Source organism: Rosistilla ulvae, from assembly GCF_007741475.1.
GTDB classification, from domain to species: Bacteria; Planctomycetota; Planctomycetia; order Pirellulales; family Pirellulaceae; genus Rosistilla; species Rosistilla ulvae.
In genome coordinates this window covers 6,755,046-6,777,467 of record NZ_CP036261.1, presented here as the reverse complement: position 1 = coordinate 6,777,467, position 22,422 = coordinate 6,755,046, and the positions used below count along the sequence as shown (strand labels likewise).

3 protein-coding genes are annotated in these 22,422 nt (G+C 57.1%); 2 read left to right on the top strand and 1 reads right to left on the bottom strand.

Going from position 1 to position 22,422, the window contains the following annotated elements:
• The first annotated feature begins 45 nt into the window (after nt 1-45).
• Nucleotides 46-1,281, top strand: a complete 1,236-nt coding sequence (locus tag EC9_RS23875; protein WP_145348535.1) for an AAA family ATPase — start codon at nt 46-48, stop codon at nt 1,279-1,281.
• Nucleotides 1,282-1,478: 197 nt separating this feature from the next.
• Here EC9_RS23875 and EC9_RS23870 read toward each other — a convergent pair whose 3' ends face one another.
• Nucleotides 1,479-2,048 carry a tetratricopeptide repeat protein gene (locus EC9_RS23870; protein ID WP_145348534.1) on the bottom strand — a complete coding sequence of 190 codons (570 nt, stop codon included), beginning with the start codon at nt 2,046-2,048 and terminating at the stop codon, nt 1,479-1,481.
• Between the two features lie 669 nt (nt 2,049-2,717).
• On the opposite strand from EC9_RS23870, the gene EC9_RS23865 reads away from it, so the two are divergent.
• Nucleotides 2,718-22,346 carry a tandem-95 repeat protein gene (locus EC9_RS23865; RefSeq protein WP_145348533.1) on the top strand — a complete coding sequence of 6,543 codons (19,629 nt, stop codon included), beginning with the start codon at nt 2,718-2,720 and terminating at the stop codon, nt 22,344-22,346.
• Nucleotides 22,347-22,422 lie beyond the last annotated feature (76 nt).

The following is a 22,422-nucleotide window of genomic DNA, read 5'->3' as shown; positions in this document are numbered from 1 at the left end:
AAAGTTATAAACTAAACATCACCACAGAATCCTCTGGTTAAGAGCATGCCCAACGTACTCCGCTTGGCTGTCGTCGATCCTAATGATGCGACACGTGAAGACCTCAAGTCGATGTTGTTGGGGCTAGACGTCGTCTGGCTAGAGGCGGAATGTTCTCGCTACGAGTTCTTTCCCGATGTCGTGACGCAAACGCATCCCGATATCGGTGTCGTATCGCTGGACAGCGATCCAGAACGTGGGATCGAATTGCTCAATACGATTCGATCGACCAGTCCCGATGTTGCCCTGTTGGTCGTTAGCAGCAGCACCAGCGGACAGTTGATCTTGCAGTCGATGCGGGCTGGTGCCAAAGAATTCTTGACGCTGCCGTTGAGTGGTGGCGATCTATCGGCCGCGCTGCATCGGATCGGCGAACAAAAATTTGGTGCCAGCGATTCGCGGAATCGCAATTGCGAAGTGATCGTTGTCGCCGGAGCGACTGGCGGTGTCGGTGCTACAAGTGTTGCGGTGAACATGGGCTGCATGCTGGCATCGCGAGAAGGCAACTCGGTCGCGCTGATGGATCTCGATCTGGCCGTTGGCGACGCCGACGTCTTCTTGGACTCGATCCCCGATTACACCTTGGCCGATGTGACACAGAACATCGCGCGGCTCGATTTTACGCTGCTCAAGCGGTCGCTGACCAAACACAGCTCGGGATTGTATCTGTTGCCCCGGCCGGTCGAACTGCAAGACATGTCGATCATCAATGGCGATAGCATCGAAAAGGTGATCACGCTGTTGAAGGCTTCGTTTACGCACCTGGTGATCGATCTCTCGAAGACCTATTCCGAAGTCGATATGGCCGCGATGCGAATGGCGGCAAAAATCATCCTGGTCACCCAGTTGGATGTTCCCTGCCTGCGAAACGTCGTTCGGTTGCTGTTGAGCTTCGAACAGTTTGAAGGCTTAAAGGAGAAGGTCCATGTTGTCGTCAACCGGGCGGGATTAGAGTCGGGCCCGATCAGCATCCGCAAGGCGCGGGAAACGATCGGCTGCGATATCTACGCTCAATTGCCCAACGATTACCGCACGATGGTCGAAGTTAGGAACAACGGTGTGCCGTTGTTCGAACAGGATCCCAAAGCCGCGATCACGCTGGCAATGCTGGGATTGGTCGACCGGTTGAGCGGTTCCTCGAAAGAATCCCAAGAGGAGGATTCGGGGGAGGCTGTCGCTTTAAATGAGAGCAGCGGTTGGTTGAATTTCTGGCCTCGAGGCGGCAAGCAAAAGAAGTCGTAAACCTCATTGGAGGGTGAGTCTGGCATCGGCTGCCACCGCCCTCCCCTTTCAGCCCGAGCGGTTTTCTGTAACCTCGGCTGTCCTTCGGCGTTCGGCTGCTTGCGTTCGTCCGGTTTCTATAGGCCCGTCCGCCCCCCCCGGTTCTACCCAAAGCGAAGGTTTGTGCCTGCCGTTTTGTGGGTTCTGTTTGCTTGCGCTTACACGATCACCTGCAGCGCTGATTCAAAGGCGGGATGATTTCGGATCGGATCGAAGTCGGATTCGCTGACGACCTTGGCACGCAATTGGGGCTTCAGTTCTAACGCGATCGATAATTCCATCGCCGCCAACTGGGGCTGTCCTACCAGGCTTAAATAACATGCTTGGTTGTATCGGACTGTTGGGTGGTGGGGGGCTTTCGCGATCGCGCGGTTCAGGGCGACGATCGATTGCTGCAGGCGGTCGGTTCGTTTGAAACACCATGCGATAGCCAAATAGTTGGCAATATGGTGCGGGTCCAGCTTGATAGCCATCCGCAGGTCGCGGATCCCTCGTTGGTACTTGCCCAGCATGCTCCAGGCCCTTCCGCGGAGGTAGAACCAAGCCGCCCGGCGGTGCCCCCGCGGTCGTGCCCCGCGCAGCATCTCAAGGGCGCGGCGGGCCATGCGGCGTTTGAGTTCTGGATCGAGGCCCCACAAGTCATCGTTGCAGGAGATCAGTTCCAGGATCCCTTGGGCATGCCTCAGATTGCGGTAGTTCTGGTAGTAGCGGAGCTTGTTAACAGACATGAATCGCTAGGGGGATGCAGAGAAGGGAAAACCAAGTGGCAATCGCCGTGTTTCCATTCTACGCAGCCGTTAAGAATAGCCAAGTCAAAGGCTGTAGGCGTAGTGAAAAGCGTGGGATTGGCTGTCTGAGACACTCACGCGGTCGTTTTGGGTTGCCCCGACTGTGTCGACTGGGGCGGGAGGCTCTGTTTGCAGGGAACTTAGTGAAAATACGGGCGTCCAACTGGAACGCGCGTGCGTCGACGGGTAACGCGGGTGTTTGCGTGTACAGGTATGTCTGGTTTGCATCTGTGCAACGCGAATGATCGATAAAACCGAAATCCACAGGCGTCAAGATGGCGAAGCTGGGAAGTATGGGTGAAGTAAGATTTGCGTCCAAAATGCCGCTAACTATACTCGGTGCTTGCTGGTCCAGACGTGATTTCCTCGGGTCGAGGACTTTTCTCGCGCGGGCCGACCGGATTCGTAAGGTCGGTTCTTGTTCCAATTTCATAAGTTCGTAAGTCGTTTGATTTCAGGCGTTTGTGTCGTTAGAGACGGTTCTCGCCGATCACACTTTGCCAAAATCATTTGAAGGTTCGCTCAATGGCCAATCGCAAACGGCAGGATGTTTCAAGCCGCCAAAACTCGGTGAGAAAAGGTACGAAGAGAACTGCTCTTCGCAAATCGATGCTGGAATCTCTGGAGCCGAGAAAATTGTTGGCCGCGGGGCCACAATTGATCGGAATCCAGCCCAACAGTGGAGATTTGATCACCGATGGTAGTGTTCGCAATGAATCGCCCAGTGAGCTCGTCTTCCGATTCGACGAGAATCAAGTCATCGATGCGGCGACTCTCGATGCGATCCGGATCGTTCGCAGTGGTGGCGATGGGACTTTCGATCTTGCCACAGGGTCGAGCGACTTTGGCAGCGTCTATCGAGACCCCAGCGCTTTGGGGGTCGACCTGGCCGGTGGCGTCGACATCCAACTGACGCAAATTGGTTCGGGGGCGCCGGTTCGTGTGACGGTGCTTCGCAACGATTCGCCGACTGCAGCGCCGGAGCCTCAGTTTGCTGTTGGCGCTATCGCCGGTGGCGTCCTTCCGTTGACGATCACGTTGGCGCCGGGGACGACCGCAGGGACGTTGGTCACGGCATTTAATGAGTCGCCGACGGTCAATACGTTCTTGAACGCTCAATTGAAGGGGGGGCATCGCGACGCGGTTCTGATGGCGAATCCGGCGGTCGACACGCTGCCAAGCTTCGATATCTCATCGACCGGCGATGAGCAGATCATCCCGACATTCTTAGAGGTTGGCGCTGCGCCGAACCAAAACGAGGTGATTGCGCGGTTCTCCAATGCGCTGCCCGACGACGATTACCGAATCGAAGTCTTTGGATTCGACGATCCCGCCTTGGGGATCGTTGGGCTGCGTAGTATTTCAGCGACCGATCCCGATACCCTGCTGATCCCGCGTCAGGAAGGGGCTCGCAAGGAGGTCGTCGATTTCCGATTGGACCTTGGGGCTCAGGTGCAGGCTGTCGTTCCGCAACCGGTGGTCCGATTGGCCGATGGCAGTCTGAATCAACGACGCAACGAAATCGTCGTCTACTTTAATGACGACGATTTGTTCGTAGAGAATTTGGCCAATGGGCAACCCACCGATCGTTCGGCGGAGAACCCACGATTCTACACCCTGATCTTCACGCAGGATTCGGTCAGCAATCGCGACGACATCGAGATCGCGCCGCAGCGCGTGGTCTACAACCCCGCGGCCGATACGGCGACGTTGGTCTTCGCATCGGATCTCTCGGATCTGGTCGGCGGCGACGGCGGGATCGGAACGTTCCGATTGCGTGTCGGCACAGCCGAAGCAATCCCGTTGGCACCGCAGCGGGTTGAGTTGGGAGGCGCTGTTGGCGCGACCGACTTGAATTCTGGCGGTGAAGCGACGTTGCGTTTTCAGTCGGTCGTTGGCGCTCCGGCGAATATGCAAGTGCAGTTCGTTCGCTCGGGTGCCGGAGCGGTTTCCGTTGCGGTTGCCGGTTCGGTGGTCACTGTCGATCTAGGTGCAGGCACAACTTTTGCCGACATTGTCAACGCGATCAATACGCATCCTGCGGCGTCGTTGTTGGTGCAGGCAAGCGTCGATGGTTCGGCGGGCAAAGCGGTTGGGACCTCGCCAATGACCTTTGCCCCCGTGTCGCTGTTGGAACCGGGGGATTCGTTCGATGCGGCAGCTGACATTGGTACGTTTGGGATCGATCCCAACGCGATCAATTTCCGCAGCGTCGTACTCTCCAGTTCGATCGATCCGATCAACTACCAATTGGAACTGTTGGGAGGCAACGACGACCCAGGTCACCGCGATCTGGTGGAAGATCTCGGCGACGCCTTTTCGCAGCACGTCAACGGGAATTTTGGTCCCGACGTGACCCCTGGAATCACAACGATTCCTTACAACTTCCGGAGCGATTACGGAATCGACGAAAATGGGACGTCACGGGTCAATTCGATCTCCGAACGTCAGAAGGAACGGATTCGCGAAGCGCTCGATATGTGGGCTAGCGAATTAGGGGTGCAGTTCTTCGAGACCGACGACCAGGGCTTCACCTTTGCGACCGGCGACCTTTCGGTACTGGAAATCGATCCCGCCACGGGGCTGCAATACGTCGACACTTCGAGTGTCTATGAGGACACAACGTTCGGCGTTCGGGTCGATCCACAGATCGCCACGACCGGGGCTGCGACCAATGCGATCTTGGTGATGGATTCATTGATCGAGTGGGGGGATCTGTACGGCGAAGACTACTTCCGCACCGCGACCGCTGGGATCGGGTTGTTGTTGGGGCTTGAACAAGCGGATGATCTGCCCGCTTCGACGCTGCTGAATTTGGACAGCAATTTCCTGGCGAACGATTCGACTTTGGAACCGGTCTTCCCAGGCAATTACGACGTTCTGCATGGCCAATATTTGTGGCGTCCCGAATCGGGCGATATCGATCTGTATCGTTTCGAGGTCGATTTGGATGACCCCAGCAAGTTAGCTGTCGTCACGGCGGAAACGTTTGCCGAACGATTGGGCAACAGCAGTCTGTTGGACACCTCGCTGACGTTGTACAAGCAGCAGCAAGCGAGTGTGCTGACCGACTTTGGCGTCTTTGGTAACTTTGAGATCGATTTCACCGCGGTTCAGCCAGGCGATTTGGGCAATCGAACCAGCGTGCAATTGGTGATTACGCCCACGGGTAACAATCCGACGCCAACGATCGAGGTGAGCGAAAATCAGATCCGTGTGCTGATGTCCAACCCGGCTGGGACCACGGTTCAGGATGTGGTCGATGCGATCAATGCTTCTCCAGCGGCAGCCAATTTGGTCACCGCGAAATTGATCTTGAGCGAGGATATCGATCCGACGGTGATCCCAACCTTTGCAGCACTGCAAGAGGATGCGCCGGAGGTGTTGTTGACCGGCGGCGGGATCGTCTCGGTTGCTCGCAACGACGATTACTACAGTGAAGATTCGTTCCTGGAAGCCGAACTGGGAAGCGGTGTTTATTACATCGGTGTGACCGCATCGGGCAACGACATTCCCGATCCCACGATCGGCGGCACCGGATTTGGCGGCACGACCGAGGGTGAATACGAGCTGCTGCTGAAGTTCCGTCCACAGGTCGATGAGACCGATGTGTTGCGCGATCTCGATGGCAACAATCTCGACAGCAGCGATCCGTTCCGTTTGCCCGGCACGCGCGTCGACGCGTCCAACGACGGAACCCCTGGCGGTGTCTTTAACTTCTGGTTCCAAACCCGTCCGCTGAATCGCCAGTTGGATTTCGTGAGTGGTGGCGATAGCGTGGTCAACGGTCAGGTGATCGAGATCACGAACTATCGCGGGATCACGCGGCGGTTCGAATTCTCCAACGACGGTACGGTTGGATCGAATCGGGTGATGGTCGCGTACGCCGACAGCGACACGCCAGAAATGTTGGCCGCAAAATTTGCTGCGGTTTTGCAGGCAACGGTCGTCAGCGGCGGTCCCTTCTTGGACTTGGTTGCGGTCGCCGGATCGGTGATCGAAATCGCTGGCGAACAACGGATCACGGCTCCCGACGATTTTGTCTCGATGGACATTATGGGACGGACGATTTTTGTCGACAACTTTGGCGGCCCCAATGCCGATGGTTCGGCCGAGCGTCCGTTCGACAGCATCTCGGGCATTGGAGTGCCCAACGCGTTTGCAGCGGCTCATCCCGGCGACATCGTGCGGATCGTTGGCAATGGCGGTTTGGATCAAGATCCGACCACCTTGAACGACAACTTCGCTTATGAGTTGGGCTTTGGTTCGCTGCCCGGGCAAGTGCTGCAAGACGGTACCGAGATGGAGGTGCCGCAGGGCGTGACGGCAATGATCGATGCCAATGCGATCTTCAAGCTGCGACGTTCGTATATCGGTGTCGGCAGCAGTAATCTGTTGGTCGATCGCAGCGGCAGCGCATTGCAAGTTTTGGGTACGCCAACGCTGGTCGACGAAAACGGCGCAGTGCTTCGCGATGCGTTGGGCAATGCGATCGAAGGATCGGTCTACTTCACCAGTGCTTTGGATCGCTCGATCGCGACTCCAAGTTCCGGTTTGGCGACGACACCTAGCGCTGGCGATTGGGGCGGGTTGTTGCTGCGTCGCGACGTCGATCAGATCGAAGGTCGCACCGATCTCGAGGATCAAGGCATCTTCTTGCAGCACATTGGATTCGCCGACATCAAATATGGTGGTGGCGCGAACGTTGTGATCGACGGCAACCAAACCTTGATCAATCCGATCCAGATCGTCGATATGCGTCCGACGGTTGCCAACAACACGATCACCGACAGCGCCGATGCCGCGATCAGCGCGACGCCCGACAGTTTCAAAGAGACCAATTTCCAAACGATCGATTTCCAGTTGGCAGGTGCGTTCACAGCCGATTACGACCGGGTCGGACCGGATGTTTACGGGAATCAATTGAGCGACAACAGCATCAACGGGATGTTTGTTCGCGCCGATACGCCAGCTGGCGGGACGTTGCGCAAATTGACCGTGGCGGGGCGATTCGACGACACCGACGTGGTGCACGTGATCGCCGAAAACCTGGTCGTCGATGGAACACCCGGTGGTCCGCGGTTGTATCAAAGCCGCTTGGCTGTCGATCTGGTCAACACCGAAGCCTCCTCGGGCGGTTCGCTGACCTCGGGCGTTGCTTACGAATACCGGATCGTTTCGGTCGATGCCTACGGCCGCGAGGGTTTGCCTTCGGATCCGATCGTCGCACCGGTTCTGGGGGCAACCGAAGGGCGCATTACGCTCAACGGCTTGCCGCCTGCCGATGACGGATTTTTGTTCCGCCGCGTCTATCGCAGCATCGTTGGAGATGCGCGTTTCGATTTGGTAGCGGTATTGGACGCCAGCGATTCCGATTTCATCGACGACGGGGATCGGATCAGCACCGTTCCCGTCCCCTTGGATTTGGTGAGCGATGAGGTTCGTCTGGCCCGCCCCGATGCGTCGCTGAAGATCGATCCAGGCAGCGTGATCAAGGTTCAAGGTTCGCGGATCGAATTCGAATTCGGTACACAATTGTTGGCCGAAGGCCTCGATGGTCAAGAGATCATCATCACCAGCATCTTGGACGATCGTTATGGTGCCGGTGGAGAATTCGACACCGAAAACGGTGGCCTTGTCGACGGCGTCAATCCATTGCCACCGTCGGCCGGCGATTGGGGCGGTTTGTATTTCGCCCCCGGTGCGCATCTGAGCCTCGACAACGCCGTGGTCGCCTTTGGTGGTGGCCTGACACGGATCGAAGGTACGTTCCGAGCATTCAGCGCGATCGAGTTGCAGCAAGCGACGGCGCGGATCACCAACACATCGTTTGAAGACAATCACGAGGGATTGGGTGGCCAGGGGCCACGCGATCGTTTGGGTCGGTTGGACAACGTGGCGATCGATCTTCGCGATGCCCCATCGAGTGATGCTGGCGAATCCTTCCGGGCGCTCAGCGGAACGACGATCTTCGTCCGTGGTGCGCAACCGGTGATCGTTGGCAATACGTTCATCGATAACGTCGGCAGCACGATCAATATCGATGGCAATTCGATGACCGACGAATACATCGTCGACATCGGCCGCGATACCGGACCGATCGCACGAATCGATGACTTGGACGACAATTATGGCCCGTTGGTCCGTCGCAACCGGATGGACAACAACGGTCTGAACGGTCTGGAGATTCGCGGTCGCGACACGATCTATGTCGGCGGGCGGGAATTCACTAGCGAGACCGATCAATATACGGTCGGAAATGTCGTCGGTGACCGCGTTCCAGACGTCGACGATGTCCGGAACCCCAGCAACACGACGTTCGTCAACGTTACCACGCCGGGAGATCCGTTGACCGCGGGTGAATTGGCGGTTTCGGCAGTAATTCTGACGACCCGCAGCATCTGGGATGACACCGACATCGTGCATGTCCCGTATCAACAGTTCATCACGGGCAACTTGCACAGCAGCAGTGGATTGCGTCTGCAGAGCCGACCGGACGAGAGTTTGGTGGTCAAGTTTGCGGGTTCCACCACAACAAGCCAAGGGAAAGACACGGGATCGGGCAGCTCCGCCGATCCATTCTACGGAACGGGCCTGACGGCCACCGGATCCTTGGGGGACGTCGACGATCGCGTTGGCGGCACCTTGCAAATCGTGGGTCTGCCCGGTTCGCCAGTCGTCTTGACGGCGTTGGCCGATGACACCGTCGGTGCGTCGTTGAAACCCGATGGTACGCCGCAAACCGATACGAACAACGATCAATGGGCAACCCGTCCAGAGCCGAACGATTGGCGTGGAATCTACCTGGATGAATTTTCCAACGATCGCAACGTTGAGATCGTGTTGGAACGCGAGGCACACGACGCGCCAGCGCCAGGCTTGAATGCCGATACCGTCAATCCCGAAGTGATCGGCGACTTGGCGGCGACGCAGTACGATTCCGACGATACGTTGCGATTGGGCTTCGAGGTCTCCGGCTTTTTGACGGAAAACGACATCGACGTCTATGCGTTCAGCGCTGTTGCTGGGACGGAAGTTTGGATCGACATCGATCGGACCAGCTACAATCTCGACAGCGTGGTCGAAATTCTCAACTCCGAAGGGCAGTTGTTGGCTCGAAGTACCAACAGCACCGACGAATTGTTTGAGAACTTTGGCCTGCGTGATGAGCAATTGGGGACGCTGCAGACGGGAGCGGATGAACTCAATAACTACAACGAGTTCGGATTGCTGGATGAATACGGCACGACGAACCCGCGCGACGCTGGGTTCCGAGTCTCTCTGCCGGGTGTCCGCGGTGCCCGCGATACCTATTACGTGCGGATCCGATCGCAATCGGTCGACCCGAACGATTTTGCTGGCGGTATGACAACCGGCAAATATGAGTTCCAGATCCGGATGCAAGAGGAGCAGGAGTTCTCGGGTTCAACCGTCCGGTACGCCGATATCCGATACGCCAAGCACGGTGTGCACGCCAAGGGCTTGCCGTACCACAGCCCGTTGTTGGGCGAGGCGCAGGAGGACGAGGGTTCCGGTTCGTCGATCACCAATAACACCCTGTTCACCAATCCCGCGACTCCCGAGGATCGGGCGCAGTATGTCGGCAATCTGTTGAACAGCGATCTGACGGTGTTGAGCGTTGGTGGAGAATTGGGGAGTGTGACCGATGTCGATTTCTACCAATTCGATATCATCAGGTCCGACGGCGATTCACCGTCGCATTTCCCGACCATCTTCGACGTCGATTATGCCGACGACTTGGGGCGTCCCGACACAACGATGTGGGTTTATTACGACAGCGATGGACAGTCGGGCAGCCTGCCACCGCAGTTGGTGTACACCGGTGCGGACAGCAACATCGCCGAAGATCGCAGCGATTCATTGAACAGCGATCCCGCGTTGGACTTCGATCGCGGTAGTGTGGGCGGGGGAGATCCGTTTATTGGTTCGGTCGAACTGCCCGAGGGAACTTACTTCGTCGCGATCACCGAATCGAGTCGCGTGCCTTCGATCCTGACAACCGATCCATTGATCCGCCGCGAACCGATCGCATCGATCGCTCGGATCGTCGACGATCATATCGAAGCGATCAATTCCGCAACGGCCAATCCTCCCACCGTGTTGCAGTTTATCGACACGGCGGCGCTCCCTGCAGGTTGGCAGGTGACGACCAACCGAGCGACAGAGGTTGGGCATGGTGTTTATGCGACGTTTGATGGTGCCCGCGATGGAGTCGATCCTCTGTTGGCCGAACAGACGGAATCCGAAGGGAATGATAGTCTGGGCTTCGCGAACAACATCGACGCAGCATCGAATTGGGGGCTAAACTTCAATGCGGATATCACGCAAGATTTTGCGGATATCAACACCTCCACCACGATCCCGCACACATCGATCCAAGGTGTCTTGGACGACAGTGCCGATTTCTTCCGATTCTCTGTTCCCGATACCAACTTCGGTGCGGGGCAACGGGTGATCCTGGATATCGATAATGGGTTCGATTTCCTCAACACTCTGGGATCGGACGATTTCACGCTGGAATTGTTCGCAATTTCCGGTGCCGATGCCGATCTGACCGAGCCACTGCACGTCAGTGTCGATAATGGGTTTGACACCGGCAGTTCAACCTTTGGTGGCTCACAAGATCCGTTGATCGACGAAGTCTTGGCGCCGGGAACGTACGTTGTCGCCGTCGTCGAAGATGGTTCGACCTTCGATGAGACCACCGCTACTTATACCGCTCCCGATGCGTTGGTTGAGAACGGCAGTTACACTTTGCATGTGTCGGTGGAAGGTCACGCCGTTGGTGCATTGGGCGGTTCGGTACTCAACGAAAGTCTGCACTTCAATCCGGTCGGCGGCAGTGGTTCGCTGGCTGCAAACCAATTTGATTTGTCGGGATACGCCGCCGAAGATCAGCCGTTCTTCTACTTCAATTACGCCTTGGACACCGGCTTCGGCGATCTGGTTTCGGTCCATATCACCAGCAACGAAGACCCTGTTGGACAGACCGTTGCGTCGACCGATGTCACAACCAGCGGCAGCGTGCTGGCTACCGACAATGTCTGGCGTCAGGCACGGATTCCGTTGAAGAGCTTCGCCGGTGAATCGGGCATCACTGTGGAGTTCCAGTACCAATCTGCTGGCGTTTCGGCTGCGGAAGGCTTGTACCTCGACGACTTTATCGTTGGCTTTGCCGAGCACGGTGAATTGATTACCGGGGCATCGTTTGTGACGACGTCGACGGCTGGTTTTGTGCAAACAGGGACTCCCGGCACGTTTACATCGGGGGCCTACCAATTAGAAGTTCGGCCGGGGACCGATTACGCCGATACCGTCGGCAATTCGTTGAATATCCGTGAGGTCTTCGACACCAACGATCGCCAATCCGAATCGATCACCGTGGTCGCACCGGCTGGTTATCAATTGGCCGATGGCGATTTCTTTGAACTCAGCGATGGATTTATCACGCAAGCGTTTGAGTTCAATTCGACCGGCAATGTCAAGCTGGGCCGCGTGGCGATTCCGTTCCAAGCGACCGATTCGGCCAGCACTATCGCGGCTTCGATGATCGCGGCAATCAACAGTCCCGCGGTTGCTGCCAAGGCGAGCTTCAGCGCGGCATCGAGCGGCGGAATCACCTCGGGTAGCACCCAAGGGGACACGCGAATCAATCTGTTCGGCAACGTGCGTGGCGACTTTGCCGAAGTCCCCGAGGAAACGTTGGCTGTTTCAGCGAGCACCGATCCCGAAGCGTTGGCCAGCCAGTTGTTGGGCAATGGCTTGACTTTGGTCTCGGGTTCGGCGTTGTTGACAGGAAACGCGGGAAGCTTCAGCGGTGGAACACGCGTCGTGGGAATCGATCAGGGGGTCGTGTTGACCAATGGTGATCTGTCGACGGTTCAAGGCTTCAACCTGAGCGACAATACGACAGGTTCGGCGACGGGACTGGGGGACGACGACATCAATCAGCCAGGCGTTCTGCCGGCTGGCAGCATTTCGGTCGATTCGACGGCATTGGAATTCCAATTCAGCTTTGACGATCTCTCCACCCCGGGAAGTCTGTTCTTGGAATTGGCTTTCGCTTCGGAAGAGTTCTTCGAAGCGGCGGCAAATCCCGATGTCGCGGCGGTCTTCCTGTCGTACATCGATGGTGCCCTTCCCGTGACGATCCCCGTGCCGATCGCGGGACTTGATACCGTGGACAGCCAGAACCTTCCGGCCGGAGAAGTTGTCAACAACGATCCGAACATGGCTGGCAAGTTCTTGGATGAATTGGGCCTCGACGGGATCTCGCGTCCGTTGACAGCAAGCATTGCTGGGTTGGATCCAAGCCGAACCTACACCGTGAAGGTGGTTGTCGCCGATGTCGCCAGCGCCATCACTCCGGTCGATTCAAACGATTCGGCGATCTTTGTCCGTGCCAGTTCGATCTCCAGCGAAGATCCTGGCAACCCGAATTTGATTGCCGTCGACCAACGCATCACCCTGCCCGCAATCGTGCACTCGGGTGTCGGCGACACCAATGCAAAACGCCAGCAGGGACAATTGCTGATCCACAGCAACACGATCAGCGACTCGCAGGTCTATGGCGTCTGGATCGAAGGGGCCGATCGAGAACAGGATCCCGAGGACTTCCGTGCCGATGGTTCGCCAGCCGGCTTCGGCAGCGGATTGCCGCACGGCGACCTGGGGCAACCTTACCTGGGCCGCAGCTACGGTGGTGCGGTGCGAAATCTTCGCGCTCTGAACAACTCCGTCGAAGGCGGTTTGGTCCCGGGTGCTGTGGTTGTCAACAACGTGATCGACCAAGCAGGTGTCTCGGGCATTACTGTCGAAGGGACCACGCGACCGTGGATCATCAACACCAATGGCAACTTTGGCATTGGCGAGGACACGACACTCGCAACGGCCGCAACTAACACGCCAGGTTCTCCAGAGGTTCACTTTGGAGATGCGATCAGGGACGGCGCCCAAATGATCATCTCGGCGGCTGGAATCGACGTCTTGTTTGAGTTTGAGGATATCAGCGGCGACGTGACTGGCGATGGCGGAAGCGGCGTGCGTGGTGGTAATGGTGTTTCTACCGGTGCGGTACCAATTTATTACCGCATGGATGCCGGTGGCACCACCTACAATCCACAAGGGACGGCACCCAACCGCAGCTTCGGTTACACCGAACACGAAATGATCGCGGCAATTTATGATGCGATCATCGGCAGCGTGTTGGTCACCAACGATTTGGTCAGTTTGGTCACTCCGACGATTGGTCCGAGCGTGATCGAAAACAGTATCTCCTCGAATGTCGGCAACGGTGGCGACGACATGGCGTTTGTCAATCCGGCACTTTATTTGGACGGTGTTACGAACATCCGGTTTCCGCTGATTCCACAGTCGCCATCTGGCTGGCTGACAGCTCGTGAAGTCACGTTGGCGGAATCGCCACAGCCGTTCGTTCGCATCGTAAACAATACGATCTACGGATCCGATGGGAATCTGTCCAGTGCTGCAGGCAGCGGCACCGACGAACCCAACGATACGATCGCGGGAGCTGTGGTCACGCATCAAGGTTCGGCGGTGACGCCGTTCTCGTTCACCACCAGCGGTGTGATCGGCGATTCGCCATCGCTGACCTCGACGCAAGATGTCGATATCTACCAAATCGAACTCGATGCGGGTGACCGCGTGCAGGTCGACGTCGATTCGTTGGGGTTGGCTACGATCGCCAACCCTGTCGATACCACGCTGTGGTTATTCGACAGTGCCGGACGTCCAGCGTCGCTCGGTTCGGATCTGACGGCCCAAATCGATTTCAGCCAGTCGGGCCAAGCTCCTGGCGAAGCTGTCAGCAACGATCCTTATCTCGATTTCACGGCGACCCACAAGGGAACCTATTACGTTGCCGTGAGTGCCGCCGGTAACGAAGGTTATGACCCCTTGAGTCTGGCCGGTCGTTCCGATGGATCGGGAACGGGTGAGTATCAGCTGGATATAAACGTTTCGGCCCCTCGCGAGTTCATTCTGGCACTTGCCGATCTGTCCGCGGGCGACACGGTCGAGATCACCGATGTTGCAGGCAATGTCGGTACGTTTACCGTTCCCGCCAACGATCGACCATGGGATCAAGCTCGCAATTTGGCGACGACGATCAACAACAGCGCGGGTAACACACTGCCGAACCATGAAAATGGCAATGGACCCGGTGGACTCAACGGACCAGTGTCACGCGTCAGTGCGATTGCCCTTGGGGGCATCGCGGGTGACCAACCTGGCATCAATGAGATTTTGTTGCGGTTCCATCATGCTTTGGGAACCGCCATCGATTCGCAAGACGGTTTTGGCCACGACCGTTTGAACGGCACCACCGGCAGTTCCGGCGATGGAACCAGTGAACAGTTTGTTGTGGTCGGCAACGCAGCGTCGATTTCGATCAATGGCGTCGTGGTGACCAATGCAACGTTGAGCACGAACCAAAATCGGTTCCTGCCTGAAACGGCGATCATGGTACGTGGTGCAAGCCCGACAATTTTGAACAACGTCATCATCAACACTCGCGACGGTGTCGTCGATGAGACGACCAGCGTGGTCGGCCCGAATGCTGCTCGCAAAGATGAAGTGATTGTTGGTAATAACATTTTCCAGGGGGTTGGACGTGTCGCATCGAACGTCAATCCTGGCAATGTCTTCAACGATTTCAACGATGTGATCGCTTCGGATCAACAGGTTCTGAACAATCCGGAAGGGGATGACTTTATCCCAAATCCAGGTTCGTACGCGATCGATTCATCGATCGAATCGCTGCTCGAACGCGATCAATTTTCATCGCTCAAGAATGCGTTGGGGATTTCACCAAGCCCCGTGTTGGCACCTCGTCGCGATGTGTTTGGTTTGTTGCGAGCGGACGATCCGTCGGTCGCCACGCCTCCGGGAATCGGTGGCAACGTCTTTATCGACCGCGGTGCTGTCGATCGGGCCGACTTTGTTGGTCCCGGTGCAACGTTGATCCTGCCGTTCGACAACGATGGTGCGGGAACCGATACCGATCGGAATCTAACCCGCGTCGATCTGCAGACTCCGCCACCATCGGAGTTCCGCATTCGCTTGCAAGACATCGCCGATCCGGCCGATCCGTTTGTCGGTTCGAATATCGACAGCGACACCGTGATCAACGCCGCACTGGACGATCTTCGTAAACCGGGCGCCGTTGTGACGTTGTTCGAAAACGGCAAGTTGTTGGAAGAGGGAGTCGATTACACCTTCCGCTACGACACGACCACCGAGACGGTGATCTTGAATCCGTTGGCCGGTGCTTGGCGTCCCGACGCGGTCTACCAGATCGGGGTCAACAATCGCGATCGCTTCGTGCTGGTCGCGCCTCCGGGAACTCAAGCGACCGATGGATCCCAGTTTGTCGTGACCGACACCCAAGGGGGTGCGGTGACGTTCGAATACGAGACCGGATATCAGTTGCAATTGCCAACCGATATCAACTTGCAAATCCCCGTCGCCGGTGGTGGTGCTGGGGGCGTTCGCGATGGCGATCGAATCCGGATCACTTCGCCCGATGGGTTGACGATCACGACCTTCGAGTTCGATCGCGACGGCACGACGCTGGCTGGAAACATTCCCGTTCCGTTTACGTTGACCGACACGCAAGCGGATATCGTGAATTCGCTGAACGAAATCTTGGTGGAACGGACGCGATTCCCCGTCGATGCGGTGGCGAATGTCGGCAATGGATTGATCCTGTTGACCCCGAAGCAGGGCGAAACGGTATCGGTCACATTTGAACCGTCCGTACCCGCTTTGCAGGTCAACAATTCGGCTGTCAATTCTCAGATCCAAGTCGATCCGATCCGACAGGTTGTCGATGGCGATCTGATCCAGATCACCTCGGGAACCCAGACGTTTACCTTTGAACTCGATTTCACAGGAACAGCGGCTGTCGACAGCAATAATTTCCAGATCCCGATTCGCAATGCCGCCAACGCCCAATCGGTTGCGGAAGATATCCGGACTGGTATCAATCTGGTGATGAGCAACCAGTTCCCATTCGAGACGGCCGCCGCGCCGGTCGATGGTCTGCTGACGTTGGTGCCGAAGCCCGCACGCACCGCAACGGTTGCGTCGTTGCCGGTTGCCCGAATCAGTAGCGAGTTGGTCGATGGCGACCTGCAGTTGCAAGTTCCGGTCAACGGGGCGGTATTCGATGGCGACCTGTTGCGAATCATCTCCGGGGTCGAAAGCTTTGTGTTCGAGGTCGATACCGATGGTTCGGTGGCCGACGGCAATTTGGCGATGACATTTGCCAACACCACCAATCAACAACAGATTGCCAATGGTGTGACCGCTGCGTTGCGGAGCCGTTTGTTCTCGGTTGCCGCTGTGGAAACAAGTTTGTCCGACCCCACGATCGATCCGGGGACGCTGTTCCTGGCGGCCGAATCGGGAACGGTTGTCGACACCGGTTTCAGCACGATCGGCCAGCCGGTTGGCAGCCTTGCATTGGCGATCTCCGAATTGGGCTTTGGCGTCGGCGGCGTCGCCGACGGACAGACGTTCACGATCAACGATGGTGGGTTGAGCGTTACCTTCGAAATGGATTCCGATGGGATAACAACCGCCGGAAACGTATCGATCGATATCTCGACGTTGAGCTCCAACCGCGAATTGGCCGATGCGATTGCCGATGCGATCGGCGTCTCGGATCTGGCGGCTCAGCCGGAAGTCGTCACCGACAGGATCGTGTTCCTGGGCCTCAGCGAAGGTGCCAGCGTGACGACCACCGGCAGTGGTGTTGGCGCGGTTGGTTACGCTCGACCGCTGCAGGATGGCGACGGGTTCTCGTTGAGCAATGGTGATCCGAGCGAAGGCGGAACCAAGGTTGAATTCCAATACCTGCCAACCACCAGCGTGATCGTGGCTGACGCCAACGCCGTCTACGATCTTGATGGAAATAGTAGCATCGATCTCTCGATTCCACGGGACCTCAATGGCGATGGCGTCGCCGATGTGGCGACGTTGGTCGACAGCAATTCCGATGGGGTCTTCGAACGGGTTCTGATCGAAGCCGATGGCGTCGTCCAACAGGATGCGTTGGGCAATGTGATTCCCGATTTCATCTTCACCTTAGACGTGAATATGGATGGCGTGTTGGACGCTCAGATCATTATGCCTGCGTTGATGACAACGGCATACGAGGCTGATTTCGACAACGATTTGGAACTGGACCTGCGGTTCCCTGCCGACTTTGATCAGAACGGATTTGAAGACGTTCGCCAGTTCGCCGATGCCGATGGCGACGGTGTGAACGAGTCGCTGCAGATTGTTTTGCCGGGTCCTGGTGGAATCCCTTATGCGGCGTTGACGATCGCGTTCGATGCCGACGGTGATGGCGATGTCGATCGACCGATGTTCTATCCCGCTCGTTCGGCGGTTGCCTACGAAGCCGATTTCGATGGCGATGGCATCTTGGATGTGCGGTTCCCACGCGATCTCAACGGCGATGGATTGGAAGATGTCCGGACGTTGATCTATGCCGATGACACCGGTGCGATTGGCGGCGATGGGGTCAGCAATCGCGTGCCGATCGCAATCGAAATCGAAACCGATCGCGTCTTGACCTACCCGTTGGATCCAAGCACGAACCTGCCGAATTTGGCAGCCGGCCCGTTGGCCGATGTGACGATCGATGTCGACGCCAATGCCGATGGTATCACCGATTCTTCGGTGGTCTTGATCCCCGTGGCATTGACCGATTCGAATGAACTTATCGCGCAGGATACTGTCGACGCGATCACCGCGCAGACCGTGTTTGGTTTGAATCCCACCGCGGTCGATGGCGGTCTGATTTCGATCGGTGGGCAAACCGGTTTGGTGATGGATATCATCGACGGTTCGCCGCTGCAGGCTTCCGGCACACCAGGCGTCACGACGAATTCGACGTTGACGATTGCCGGTCCATTGTTGTTAAGCGTTCAGCCTGCGGGCGGCGTTTCGATTCCCGATGGAACGACCTTTGCGATCACAAACAACGGTCAAACGGTTGTCTTCGAATTCGATCTAAATGTTCCTTCGCGATTGAACAACGCGAATAACGTTGGCATTCAATACAGCTTGTCCGACTCGGCGTCGCAGATTGCGGCTAGCATTCAAGCCGCGATCGCTGGTTCGGGGTTGGGGATTACGTCGCGGACCAGTGTCGGCGGCGCCGTCGAACTCGACGGCATCGACGAATCACAAGTGACGATCCCAAGCGGCACTCCGCTGACCAGTCGTCGCGGCACGGTCAGCGATGGCGAATTTGTGACGATCTCCAACGGAGTTCAATCGGTCACGTTCGAATTCGAACGCAGCGTCGGTGGCGGCGGTGTTGGCGCGGGCAACCAAGCGGTGGTCTTCAGTTCGACCGGAACGTCCGACGACGTGGCGATCAGTTTGGCTGCGGCGATTCAGAATTCGATTCTGGGGATTGCCACGAGCGTTGTGGGTAGCCAGATCACGTTGAACGGTGCGACCTCGCAAACCACGATCGACGTGGCGAACACCAATTCGGTCGAAGTTAGTGGTACCCCCGGTGGCGCTGTTCCGATCGGCATCATCCGCTCCGGAACGGTAACCGATATCGAAGTTCGCGATGCGATCATCGCTGCGGTCAACGGTTCGGGTGTGCCATCGTTGACGGCCAGCGTGCGTGGTGACAACACGATCTTCTTGGACGGTGCGACGACAGTCGATTCCACCATCGACAACTACTTCTTGCGAGCGGTTGCCGATAACGTAGGTAATCCGCTGAAAAGCAATCAGTTGGACGACACGGTCACGTTTACGATCCTGTTGGATGGGGCGCAGTTCGATTATGGCGACGCCCCCGATCCGGTCGAAGATGTCCCAGGACGTTATCCCACCTCGCGTGAGAACGACGGCGCACGGCATTTGTTGGTCGAAGACGGCCCGCGTTTGGGTAATTTGATCGATGCGGATCCCGATGGCCAGCCGCAACGGGCCGCCGATGGCGACGACCGTTCGTTGATCGTCTTAACCGACGATGCGGACCATCCGACCGAACCGGTGTTGTTCACGATCACGTCGGACAATCCAGCTGGACCGACAATTACTGTCAATTCCTCCACGGCGACCATTCCGGCCTCCTTCGAAGGACGTCTGTTGATCATCGACAATGGCTTGGAACGAATCACTTTCGAAGTCGATTCCGATGGCATGTTCGATGAAGACCACATCCGGCTCGCGTTTGACCCCGATGGTGACTTTGGCGAGCCGACAACCCCGGCTGCCCTGGCGGCCAATTTGGTCGATGCGATTCGTCGCAGCGGGCTGCAGTTGGCGGGGCGAACCCTCTCCGGTGCTCAGTTGACCTTGATTGCCGATGATGAAGATGGCATCACGTTTGGTTCGGCCGAATTGCCGACCACTGTGCTGCAAGTTGGTCAGTCGACCGTTTTGACGGTCGACGTGACCGGCGAAGGCCTGCTGGACGGATGGATCGATTTCAACCGCGATGGCGACTGGGACGATCCAGGCGAACGGATTTTCGAACACGTCGCGATCTCGGGGCAGACATCGTTCCAGATTACGGTTCCCGCGACGACTGCGATTTTGAATACGCCCGAAGGGGTGACGACGATGGCTCGCTTCCGGCTGAGCACCGATGGCGTTTCCGGGCCGACCGGCTTGGCGCTGGATGGCGAAGTGGAAGATTACGAGGTTCGAATCGTGCGTGGCCAAGTCACGGCCAACGCCGATTCCGCAGGGCTGTTCAGCGTCTTTGAAGACGGCGAATTGAACTTGAGTGCAGGCCAAGGTGTATTGGCGAACGACGTGGCCCGACCCGGCACGACGCTTAGCGTTTACGCAGAAGATGTCGGGACGCGAACACTGGCTAACGGAACGCTGGAATTGGCAGCCGATGGGAGTTTCAAATACACCCCGAACGCTGATTTCTTTGGCACCGAGACGTTCACCTATCGAGCCTTCGATCAAACCTTGTTCGATGCCACCGGCGCACTGCTGGTCTCGGCACCGGTCGAAGTTGTGATCAACGTTCTCAGTGACAACGATGCTCCACGCGGTGGATTGACGGATCTGGAATTGTCGACCAGCGAAGACTTTGCGTTGACGGTTTCGATCGACGATTTGTTAGGCAGCACCACGACATCCACGAGCGATGATTGGTTGCCTGGTCCGGCAAATGAAGCCGATCAAACGTTGGGCATCGAATTGACCGCCGGTGGCGCGACTTCCCAAGGTGGTACGGTTCGCATTCAAGGAACCGACCTGATCTACACGCCGCTTGCCGACTTCAGCGGTGACGATGTATTTGTCTACCGCGTGGTCGACAATGGCGTGCCGGTGCAGGGTGTCGATGTGACGGTGACGGTTAACGTAGGTGAAGCCAATGATCCACCCGTCCTGCGAAACCACTCGGTGACCACGGCCGAAGATGTGGCATTCGATTCGGATGCTAGTTCGACCTTGACCCAAGGCTTGTTGACCGGGGCAACCGATCCCGATGGGGATTCCAATCTCCTGGTCGTTACCAACACAGGGACTGATGCGACCACTGCGGGAGGTAGCGTGGTGATCTTTGCCGATGGGCAATTCGTTTACACGCCACCAACCTTCTATGCGGGAACGGATCAGTTCACGTATACGGTTCGCGATGCCGATGGCAGCACGAACACGGCCGACGTGACGATCACGGTCTCCGGTGTCAATAATGCTCCACGACCTGTATCGACGACACCACCCAACGTGTTGTTGATCGAAGACGGTCCGGCTGGATTCGTCGATCTCGATACGCTGTTCACCGATCCCGATCTTCCCTACGGCGATTTCTTGACCTACGAGGTCGAAGAGGTCAAACCGATTGCCGAAGCGGGGGACAATGGCGCTCAAGTAAACGCCAACGTAACCGGCCCATTGTTGACCATCACTCCACAGCCCAACGACTCGGGCAAAGCACATGTGATCGTCCGGGCGACCGATTCGACAGGTTTGATTTCGGATCGACTGACGATCACGGTCAAGGTTTCCGCGGAGAACGATCCACCGCAAGTGATCGGCACGCTGGATGATTTGGTGGTCCCCGAAGATGCAACGATCACACCGATCGACATGGCAAACATCTTCAGCGATCCCGATGGCGATACGTTGAATTACAACGTGACCAGCAGCAATGCAGGTATTGTGACCGCGGTTTACAACCCCGCGACCGATTCGCTGGAATTCACTCTGGTCCCCAATGCCAGCGGCGTAGCGACGATCACGGTCGAAGTTGGCGATGGGTCTGGGTTTATCGTCACCGAACAGTTTGACGTGACGGTCAACGCGGTCGAAGATGTCCCGACGTCGACCAACGATGCTTATCCGAGTGCGGCCAATCCTGCAGAGGTTTTGCAGGGGGGCATCTATCGAGTCAGCGATCCCGCCAAGGGATTGTTGGCCAACGACAGCGATGGCGATGGCGATTCGTTCAGCATCACGTCGTACACGCAACCGTTGAACAACACCGGAACGGTTGAGGTCGATCAGCTAACTGGAACCTTCGTCTACAGGAATACCGCCGGTGCCGCCGGGACTGTCGATTCGTTCCAGTACACGATCACCGATTCCACCGGTCGCAGCAGCACCGCGACGGTCTTTTTGACAATCGGTGGCCCGTTGCTGTCTCACCAGAATGCGAACAACTCGTTGGACGTCAACGCCGATGGCACGGTCTCGCCGATCGATGCCCTGTTGATTATCAATCTGTTGAATCGCAAATCGACAACCTCGATTTCGGTTCTCGATTTGGACAGCCCACCGCCATTCTACGACGTCTCGGGAGATGCCTATGTGACCGCCATCGATGCGTTGCAAGTAATCAACGCGTTGAACCGGCAGTCGAACACTCCGCAGGCATCGGGAGAGGCGAGCGACGCGATCAGCCTGGCAACCAGTTCGGTTGTGGCCGGCCGCGGTGCGGTGAATGTTCCGCAATTGGTGAGTCCTAAGCCAGCGACGGAGGAAGAACCGGCAGCGAGCGGATCGATCGAAAGTTCGGCTCCGACCGCGGTCATCGACCATGCCGACGTCGTCGATGGTTTGCACAATGACCAGATGGATTTGGTGCTCGATGCGATTGCCGCGTCGAGTTCGGAGGATCGAGATCAGGAGGCTGCGGAGACTTTTGATGCTGCTATCGACCAATTACTGGGTGATTTCCGCCTGAGTGACTAGACTCGGAAGTTTAAGTTTCGAGTTATTGACTGAAACTAGCCCAAATCCATTCGTTACAAAGCGATTTCAAGCGACC